At 67.9% G+C, this 9,632-nt stretch carries 7 protein-coding genes and 2 pseudogenes; all 9 read left to right on the top strand.

Annotated elements, in window-relative coordinates:
- The first annotated feature begins 60 nt into the window (after positions 1-60).
- The 9 genes and pseudogenes from CSC76_RS08630 (at position 61) to CSC76_RS08590 (ending at position 9,629) form a co-directional block, all read left to right on the top strand.
- Positions 61-1,257: an argininosuccinate synthase gene (locus CSC76_RS08630; protein WP_162109625.1), complete on the top strand. Its 1,197-nt coding sequence runs from the start codon at positions 61-63 to the stop codon at positions 1,255-1,257.
- Between the two features lie 109 nt (positions 1,258-1,366).
- Positions 1,367-2,449, top strand: coding sequence for an acetylornithine deacetylase (locus tag CSC76_RS08625; protein ID WP_162109624.1), 1,083 nt, complete (start codon positions 1,367-1,369; stop codon positions 2,447-2,449).
- Between the two features lie 79 nt (positions 2,450-2,528).
- Positions 2,529-3,848 carry an acetylglutamate kinase gene (locus CSC76_RS08620; protein ID WP_162109623.1) on the top strand — a complete coding sequence of 440 codons (1,320 nt, stop codon included), beginning with the start codon at positions 2,529-2,531 and terminating at the stop codon, positions 3,846-3,848.
- 2 nt (positions 3,849-3,850) lie between these two features.
- On the top strand, positions 3,851-4,474 hold the full coding sequence (locus CSC76_RS08615; RefSeq protein WP_162109622.1) for a GNAT family N-acetyltransferase: 624 nt from the start codon (positions 3,851-3,853) through the stop codon (positions 4,472-4,474).
- Positions 4,471-5,412, top strand: a pseudogene (gene argC, locus CSC76_RS08610) (N-acetyl-gamma-glutamyl-phosphate reductase); the annotation flags it as partial. The gene CSC76_RS08615 and the pseudogene argC, both read left to right, overlap by 4 nt.
- Positions 5,413-5,499: 87 nt before the next feature.
- Positions 5,500-6,791 (top strand): annotated as a pseudogene (locus CSC76_RS08605) (argininosuccinate lyase).
- On the top strand, positions 6,776-7,045 hold the full coding sequence (locus CSC76_RS08600) for a YciI family protein (protein WP_162109621.1): 270 nt from the start codon (positions 6,776-6,778) through the stop codon (positions 7,043-7,045). The pseudogene CSC76_RS08605 and the gene CSC76_RS08600 overlap by 16 nt, the downstream one beginning before the upstream one ends.
- A 7-nt stretch (positions 7,046-7,052) precedes the next feature.
- Complete coding sequence (gene proB / locus CSC76_RS08595; RefSeq protein WP_162109620.1) at positions 7,053-8,201, top strand: glutamate 5-kinase; 1,149 nt, start codon at positions 7,053-7,055, stop codon at positions 8,199-8,201.
- Positions 8,202-8,348: 147 nt separating this feature from the next.
- Positions 8,349-9,629: a glutamate-5-semialdehyde dehydrogenase gene (locus CSC76_RS08590; protein WP_162109619.1), complete on the top strand. Its 1,281-nt coding sequence runs from the start codon at positions 8,349-8,351 to the stop codon at positions 9,627-9,629.
- The last annotated feature ends 3 nt before the right edge of the window (positions 9,630-9,632 follow it).

The following is a 9,632-nucleotide window of genomic DNA, read 5'->3' as shown; positions in this document are numbered from 1 at the left end:
CCCCCCGCGCCCCCGCTTCTACTCACTCCTCACTCCTCTCCACTCACTCCTCCCACACCCATGAACCAGTCCAAAGACATCGTCCTCGCCTTCTCCGGCGGCCTCGACACCAGCTTCTGCGTGCCCTACCTGAAGGAACGGGGCTGGAACGTGCACACCGTGTTCGCCGACACCGGCGGCGTGGATGCCGGAGAACGCGCCTTCATCGAGCAGCGCGCCGCCGAGCTGGGCGTGGCCAGCCACGTCACCGTCGATGGTGGCCCGGCGATCTGGGAGGGCTTCGTCAAGCCTTTCGTGTGGGCGGGCGAGGGTTACCAGGGCCAGTACCCGCTGCTGGTGTCCGACCGCTACCTGATCGTCGACGCCGCGCTGAAGCGGGCCGCCGAGCTGGGCACCAATGCCATCGCGCACGGTTGCACCGGCATGGGCAACGACCAGGTGCGTTTCGATCTTGCGGTGAAGGCCAGCGGCGACTACCGCATCGTGGCGCCGATCCGTGAGATCCAGAAGGAACACACGCAGACCCGTGCCTACGAACAGGCCTACCTGGAAGAGCGCGGCTTCGGCGTGCGCGCCAAGCAGAAGAGCTACACCATCAACGAGAACCTGCTGGGCCTGACCATGTCCGGCGGCGAGATCGACACCTGGTCGGCTCCGGGCGAGGGCGCCCGTGGCTGGTGCGCGCCGCGCGCCGAGTGGCCGGTGGAACCGTTGCGGGTGACGGTCGGCTTCAGGAACGGCGAGGCGGTCAGCCTGGACGGACAGCCCGTCGCCGGCGCCGCGCTGCTGGCGAAATTGAACGCGCTGTTCGCGCCCTATGGCGTGGGCCGCGGCGTGTACACGGGCGACACCGTGATCGGCCTGAAGGGACGCATCGTGTTCGAAGCGCCGGGTCTGGTCTCGCTGCTGGCCGCGCACCGCGCGCTGGAAGAGGCCGTGCTGACCAAACAGCAGAACCGCTTCAAGCCCGAGATCGCGCGCAAGTGGGTCGAGCTGGTGTACGAAGGCTTCTACCACGATCCGCTGAAGGCGGACCTGGAAGCCTTCCTGCAGTCCTCGCAGGCCACCGTCAACGGCGAGGTGATGCTGGAAACCCGCGGCGGCCGCGTCGACGCGGTGGCGGTGAAGTCCCCGCACATCCTCAACGCCAAGGGCGCGACCTACGCGCAGTCGGCGGACTGGGGCGTCGAGGAGGCCGAGGGCTTCATCAAGCTGTTCGGCATGAGCTCGACCCTGTGGGCCGAGATCAACCGCTGACCATGACATCGGTGTAGGAGCGGCCCATGGCCGCGATGCTCCTGCCTCGTTGAAACACCGGTAAAGCATCGCGCGCATGGCGCGCTCCTACAGGAACCTGGCTGACAGCATGCTGCAATCCGTTATCCAACATCTCGAAAAGCTGGTGTCCTTCGACACCCGCAACCCGCCGCGCGACATCGGCACCGACGGGATCTTCGACTATCTGCGCACGCAGCTGGCGGACTTCACCATCGAAGTGACCGACCACGGCGCCGGTGCGGTGTCGTTCTTCGCCGTGCGCGGGCAGCCGAAGCGGGTGTTCAACGTGCACCTGGACACCGTGCCGTCCTCGCCGGCGTGGAGCGCCGATCCGCACGTGCTGCGCATCGAAGGCGACCGTGCCATCGGCCTGGGTGCCTGCGACATCAAGGGCGCGGCCGCCGCGCTGGTGGCCGCCGCGCAGGTGACGAAAGGCGACGCTGCGTTCCTGTTCACGACGGACGAGGAAGCGAACGATGCCCGCTGCATCGCAGCCTTCCTGGCGCGCGAACATGGGTTCGGCGAGGCGATCATCGCCGAACCCACGCAGTGCCAGGCCGTGCTGGCGCATCGCGGCATCAGCGCTGTTCGCATGGCGTTCAAGGGCCAGGCCGGGCACGCCTCCGCCGAGAATGCGCTCTCGCTCAGTGCGCTCCACAATGCGATGCGCTGGGGCACATCGGCGCTGGATTTCGTGCAGGCCCAGCATCACCTGCGTTTCGGCGGCCTGACCGGCCTGCGCTTCAATATCGGACGGGTCGAAGGCGGCATCAAGGCGAACATGATCGCGCCCAGTGCCGAAGTCCGTTTCGGTTTCCGCCCACTGCCGTCGCAGGATCCGGCCGAGTTGCACGCCACGTTCCGTGGCTTGGCCAATGCCGATGCGCTGGCCGAGTACGAAGAGACCTTCCGCGGCCCGTCGCTGCCATCGGGCGATGTGGCCCGTGCGGAGGAACGCCGCCTGGCCGCGCGGGACCTGGCCGACGAGCTGGGCCTGCCGATCGGCAATGCGGTGGATTTCTGGACGGAAGCCTCGCTGTTCTCCGCGGCCGGCCTGACCGCCTTCGTCTACGGTCCCGGCGACATCGCCCAGGCACATACCGCCGACGAGTGGGTGTCGCTGGAACAGTTGCAGCGGTACGCCGAGAGCATGGCAAGGATCCTCCAATAACACCGTAGTGCGGGCCTCGGCCCGCCATGCGCAATGATGATGACGGCGGGCCGAGGCTCGCCCCACGAAAGCAAGAGACATGGAATCGAACAAGCAACCCCGCCAGACCATCATCCGGCTGCTGTCCAGCATGGCCAGCGCGAAGGAGATCTCGCAGTACGTCAAGCGCTTCTCGCAGCTGGACGCCAAGCGCTTCGCCGTGGTGAAGGTCGGCGGAGCCGTGCTGCGCGACGACCTCGAGTCGCTGACGTCCTCGCTGACCTTCCTGCAGGAAGTCGGCCTGACGCCGATCGTCGTGCATGGCGCGGGGCCGCAGCTGGACGAGGAAATGACGGCGGCGAGCATAGCCAAACAGACCGTCAACGGCCTGCGCGTCCCCACGCCGGAGGTGCTGGCCATCGTGCGCAAGGTATTCCTGCAGCAGAACCTGGCCCTGGTCGAGGCACTGCAGCAGGTCGGTGCGCGCGCCACGTCGATCGTCTCGGGCGTTTTCGAGGCCGAGTACAAGGACCAGTCCACCTACGGCCTGGTCGGCGATGTCACCCGCATCAACCAGGCCCCGATCGAGGCCAGCCTGAAGGCGGGCTCCATTCCCGTCATCGCCAGTATGGGCGAGACCGTCGGCGGGCAGATCCTCAACATCAATGCCGACTTCGCCGCCAACGAACTGGTGCAGGTGCTGCAGCCGTACAAGATCATCTTCCTGACCGGCACCGGTGGCCTGCTGGATGCGGAAGGCCGGGTGATCGATTCGATCAACCTGTCGACCGAATACGATGAACTGATGGCGCAGCCGTGGATCAACGGCGGGATGCGGGTGAAGATCGAGCAGATCAAGGATCTGCTGGACCGCCTGCCGCTGACCTCGTCGGTGTCCATCACCAAGCCCGCCGAATTGGCCAAGGAGCTGTTCACCCATCGCGGTTCCGGCACGCTGGTGCGGCGCGGCGAGCGCGTGCTGCGGTTCGAAGGCAGCTGGGACGGTGTGGACCTGGCGCGACTGAAGACGCTGATCGAATCCAGCTTCGGCCGCACGCTGGTGCCGGACTACTTCCAGCGCACCACGCCTTACCGTGTCTACATCAGCGAGAACTACCGCACCGCGCTGATCCTCACGCGGGAGGAGGGCTTCGCCTACCTGGACAAGTTCGCCGTGCTGGACGATGCGCAGGGCGAGGGCCTGGGGCGCGCTGTCTGGCACGTGATGCGCGAGGAGAATCCGCAGCTGTTCTGGCGCTCGCGCCACAACAACCAGGTGAACATCTTCTACTACGCCGAGTCCGATGGCTGCTACAAGCAGGAAAAGTGGAAGGTGTTCTGGTACGGCATCGAGGATTTCGCGGACATCGAGCGCTGCGTGGCCCACTGCCGCACACGTCAGCCGACCCTGAAGGACTGACCATGGCGATCGACGACCTGCCGCCCGCATGGCGCGAGATGCCCACCCTGGCGGGGCGGCATGCGCACCTGGAGCCGATGGCGCATGCGCATGTCGACGGCCTGCGCGCGGCCCTGGCGGGCGACGCGCTTGCCGCGCTGTGGGTCACCCAGGTGCCGACGGCGGCCCGTGTGGACGCATATGTGGACGCGGCGCTGGCGGCGCAGGCGGATGGGCGCGTGCTGCCGTTCGTGGTGCGCGATGCGCAGGGACGCGTCGTCGGCAGCACCCGCTTCTACGGAATGGAAGCGGACGTGCCCAAGCTCAGCATCGGCTACACCTGGTACGCGCCGGAAGTGCAGCGGACCGGGGTCAATACCGAAGCCAAGCTGCTGCTGCTCACGCATGCGTTCGAGACATTGGGCTGCATCAGCGTGGTGTTCGAGACCAGCTGGTTCAATCCCCGCTCGCGTGCCGCCATCGCCCGGCTGGGTGCCAAGCAGGACGGCGTCCTGCGCAACCACAAGCGCCACTCCGACGGCTCCCTGCGGGACACCGTCGTCTTCTCGATCATCGACGGCGAATGGCCGGCGGTGAAACGCAACCTGCTGGCCAAGCTGGCACGGCACGAACAGGATTCCCCATGAGCACCTCCAAGACCGTCGGCATCGTCGGCGCCCGCGGGCACACAGGCGCCGAGCTGATCCGCCTGATCGCGCGCCATCCGCACCTCGAACTGGCGTTCGTGTCCTCGCGCGAGCTCGACGGACAGAAGGTCAGCGAACACATCCCGGAGTTCTCCGGCGAACTGCGCTACGAGAACCTGAGCCACGAACAGGTGGGCGGCAAGGGCGCGGACGCGGTGATCCTGGCGCTGCCCAACGGCAAGGCCGCTGAGCTTGTCGCGGCCATCGACGCGCAGGCGCCGGATACCGTTGTGGTCGACCTGTCCGCCGACTACCGTTTCGACGAGCGCTGGTACTACGGCCTGCCCGAACTGACCCGGCAGAAGTACGCGGGACAGAAGCGCATCAGCAATCCGGGCTGCTACGCCACCGCCATGCAGCTGGCCATCGCCCCGCTGAAGGACCGTCTGGCCGGTCCGCCGCAGTGCTTCGGCGTGTCCGGCTATTCCGGCGCGGGCACCACGCCGTCGGACAAGAACAACACCGAGCTGCTGCGGGACAACCTGATGCCCTACGCGCTGGCCGACCATCTGCACGAGCGCGAGGTCAGCCGCCAACTCGGTCTGCCGGTGGAGTTCATGCCGCACGTGGCGCCGCACTTCCGTGGCATCACCATGACGGTGAACCTGTGGCTGCAGACGGCGATGAAGATCGAAGACGTCCGTGCGTTGTATCGCGAGCGCTATGCGGGCGAACCGTTGATCCAGGTGCTGGACGAGGCGCCCTGGGTCAGCCGCATCGCGGGCCGGCACGGCGTGGAGATCGGCGGCTTCACCCTGGCCCCCGGCGGCAAGCGTCTGGTCGTGGTCGCGACCCTGGACAACCTGCTCAAGGGCGCGGCGACGCAGGCGATGCAGAACCTCAACCTGGCGTTCGGCCATGAAGAGCTCGAAGGCGTGCCTTTGGAGGAGCGCCCTCGGGCGCGATCATGGGTCGTAGAAAAGCATCGCGCCCGAGGGCGCTCCTACAGTTCTATGGAGATTTCGATGACGAATCTGTTGTGGCAGAAGCCCGGCGTGGCGGTGGATGCGGAGATCCAGCGTTTCCTTGCAGGTGACGACGTGGTGCTGGACGCGAGTTCTTCCTGCACGACATCCAGGCGAGCACCGCGCATGCCGAAGGCCTGCAGCGCATCGGCATCCTGTCGGGCGACGAACTGGCCGGGTTGAAGCGCGAACTGGCGATCCTTGCCGAGGATTTCCAGCGCGGCGACTTCGTGCTGGATGAGCGTTTCGAAGATGGCCACTCCGCCATCGAGGCGCGGCTGACCGAACGCCTGGGCGATGCCGGCCGCAAGATCCATACCGGACGCAGCCGCAACGACCAGATCCTGGTGGCCACGCGGTTGTGGCTGAAGGAAAAGCTGGACCGCGTGGCGGTGCTGTCGCGCGAGATCGCCAAGGTGGCACTGGACCGCGCGCAGGCCGAACGCGACCTGCCGCTGCCCGGCTACACGCACATCCAGCGGGCGGTCGTGTCGTCGGCCGGCATGTGGTGGGCGGGCTGGGCGGAAGCCTTCATCGACAATGCCATGCGCGCGCGCGACACGCTGAAGCTGGTGGATGCCAATCCGCTGGGCACCGCGGCGGGCTACGGCGTCAACCTCAAGCTGGACCGCGAGCACACCACCGCCGCGCTGGGCTTCGCGCGCATGCAGGTCAGCCCCCTCTACGCGCAGCTCTCGCGCGGCAAGTTCGAACTGGCCGCGCTGGAAGCGCTGGGCGGCGCCACGCTGGACCTGCGCCGCATCGCGTGGGACCTGTCGCTGTTCACCAGCGCCGAGTTCGGCTTCGTCGCGCTGCCGGCGCAGTACACCACCGGCAGTTCGATCATGCCGAACAAGCGCAACCCGGACGTGATCGAGCTGATGCGCGCCACCCATGCCAGCGTCGCGGCAGCACGGATGGAGATCGAACAGCTGCTGTCGCTACCGTCCGGGTACCACCGCGACCTGCAGGCCAGCAAGGGCGCGATCTTGCATGGCTTCGGCCGCGGATTGCCGGCCCTGGAACTGCTGCCGGCGCTGCTGGCGAACCTGGAATGGCGCGGGGACCGGCTGCGTGCGGCGATCGATTCGGGCATGTATGCCACCGATGTCGCCGTCGAAGCCGCGGGGGCAGGGGTCCCGTTCCGCGAGGCCTACAAGGCGGCCGCCGCATCCGCGGACAGCGCAGGGGAGGGGCGCACACCGGAGGGCAGCCTGGCCGCGCGGACGTCGCCTGGCGCCGCGGCGGACCTGCGCCTGGATGCCCTGGTCGCGCGATGGGAGGCGTTGTGACGCGCTACCTGGTCATGGCGATGCGTCGGCCGTCGTTCGACGATGCGGTCATCGCGCCGCACCTCGCCTTCCTCGAAGAACTGCGCGCGATGGGGCAGTTGGAAATGACCGGCGGTTTCAGCGGCAGGTCGGGCGGCGCCTACGTGCTGGTGAACGTATCCTCGCTGGACGAGGCGCGGGCGGTCGCGGCCCGCGATCCCCTGGCGCTGACCGGCACTTCCGACCTCACCGTGTACGAATGGAACACCCGCTGATCCGACCATGACGCCCGCCTCGCCGCTTCCGTTCGCAGAACAACCCTTGCCGGCCTGGCGCCGTGCCGTGCTCAAGGTCGGCAGCAGCCTGCTGGCGGGCGAGGGCGAAGGACTCAGTCCGCGCCATGCGCTGAACCTGGCGCAGTTCGTGTCGTCCAGCATCGCGGCCGGGCGCGAAGTGGTGATCGTGTCGTCAGGGGCGGTGGCGGCGGGACGCGGCCTGCTGCACCGCAAGCCGCAGGCCGGCGCCGCGATGGCCGAACGGCAGGCGCTGGCCGCACTCGGGCAGGCGCAGCTGATCGCGCTGTGGCAGCGGTTCTTCGATCGGCCCGTCGCGCAGGTCCTGCTGACCCACGACGACCTGCGCAAACGGCGTCGCTACCTCAATGCGCGCGCGACGCTGCAGGAACTGCTGGCGCTCGGTGCGTTGCCTGTGGTCAACGAGAACGACACGGTCTCCGTCGACGAGCTCAAGCTGGGCGACAACGACAACCTCGCCGCGGTCGTGGCCGCGCTGGTGGATGCCGACGCCCTGTTCATCGCCACCGACATCGACGGCTTCTACACCGCCAACCCGCGCACGCAGGCCGGGGCGCAGCCGATCCTGGACGTGGAAGCGCTGACGCCCGAGTTCTTCGCCATGGCCGGCGGCGCCGGCAGCGGTGTCGGTACCGGTGGCATGCACACCAAGCTGGAAGCCGCGGCGAAGGCGGCCGCCGCCGGCATCGAGACCTTCCTGTTCAACGGCACGCAGGCGGGCACCGTGTCCGCCCTGGCGCGTGGTGCGCTGATCGGCACGCGTTTCCGCCCCGCGCAGAACCGTCTGGCTGCGCGCAAGTACTGGCTGCGCAACGTGCCGGTGGAGGCTGGCGCCATCGTGGTGGATGCCGGTGCGGCGAACGCGATGGGGCAGAAGGGTGCCTCGCTGCTGCCGGGCGGCGTGACCACGGCGGAGGGCGACTTCCGCCGCGGCGACATGGTCGAGCTGGTGCTGCGCGACGATGCAGGCGAACGCCGCATCGCACGCGGCGTCAGCCAGTACTCGGCGGTGGACATCCGCCGCATCGCCCGGCGCCATTCGCGCGAGATCGAGGGCATACTCGGTTACACCTATGGCGAGAACGTCGTGCATCGCGACGATCTGGTGCTGCTATGAGGCATCGCCTCCCCGTACCACACGCTTTTGTAGGAGCGCCCTCGGGCGCAATGCTCCTGCTCGGGAATCCAGATCGAAAAGCATCGCGCCCGAGGGCGTTCCTACAAGGGCATGGGTTCCATGACCGATCGTGAGCAAGGAAATCGAATGACCGACATCAAGACGTTGGCCCTGCAATGCCGCGACGCAGCGACGGCCATCGCATCCTTGCCGACGGAGGCCAAGAACGCCCTGCTGCGCGCGATGGCCGATGCCCTGCTGGCCGACGAAGCCGTGATCCTGGCCGCCAATGCGCGCGATATCGAAGCGGCCGCCGCAAAAGGCATCGGCAGCGCCATGCTGGATCGATTGCGGCTCGATACGGCACGCCTGCAGGGCATCGCCGCTGCCGTGCGCGAAGTGGCAGAGCTGCCGGACCCCGTGGGCCAGGTCACCCGTGCCTACGACCGGCCCAACGGAATCCATGTCGAGCGCGTGCGCGTGCCGCTGGGCGTGATCGCGATGATCTACGAAGCACGCCCGAACGTGACGGCCGACGCCGCCGCGCTTTGCCTGAAGGCCGGCAACGCGGTGATCCTGCGCGGCGGATCGGAAGCGATCCATTCCAACACCGCCATCGCGGCATCGCTGAAGCGCGCGCTGCGTGATGCCGGCCTGCCGGAGGCGGTGCTGACGCTGGTCGAAGACCTGCGCCGTGAGACCATCCTGGAACTGATCCAGCTCAGCGACATCATCGACCTGGTGATCCCGCGCGGCGGCGAGGGGCTGATCCGCTTCGTGGCCGAGCACGCGCGCGTGCCGGTGATCAAGCACTACAAGGGCGTCTGCCACCAGTACGTGGATGCCGGCGCCGACGAGGACCTGGCGCTGGCGCTGCTGGTGGACGGCAAGGTGTCCCGGCCGTCGGCCTGCAACGCACTGGAGACCCTGCTGGTCCATCGCGACATCGCGCCGAGCTTCCTGCCGAAGGCCGCGGCCGCGCTGCGCGCACGCGGCGTGGACCTGCGCGTGGACGAGGCGGGCAGGGCATGGATACCGGATGCGGCGGCGGCGACCGAGGAGGACTTCGCCGCCGAGTTCCTTGACCTGGTCCTCGCCATCGGCGTGGTCGACGACCTCGACGCCGCCATTGCCCATATCCGCCGCCATACGTCGGACCATACCGAAGTGATCGTCACCCGCGATCCCGCCCACGCGGACGCGTTCGTGCACGCCCTGCGTTCGGCCGTGGTCATGGTGAACGCGTCCTCGCGCTTCTCCGATGGCGGCGAACTGGGGCTGGGCGCCGAAATCGGCATCTCCACCACCCGGCTGCATTCCTACGGCCCCATGGGCCTGGAAGCACTGACCGTCGAACGCTTCGTGGTGCGCGGCGAAGGGCAGGTGCGGCACCCCGGATTGCTGGGGGTCTCCGAGGGCGAAAAGTGACGC

This window comes from Pseudoxanthomonas mexicana (assembly GCF_010093385.1).
Taxonomy (GTDB): Bacteria; Pseudomonadota; Gammaproteobacteria; order Xanthomonadales; family Xanthomonadaceae; genus Pseudoxanthomonas_A; species Pseudoxanthomonas_A mexicana.
This window is presented reverse-complemented; position numbering and strand designations above follow the sequence as displayed.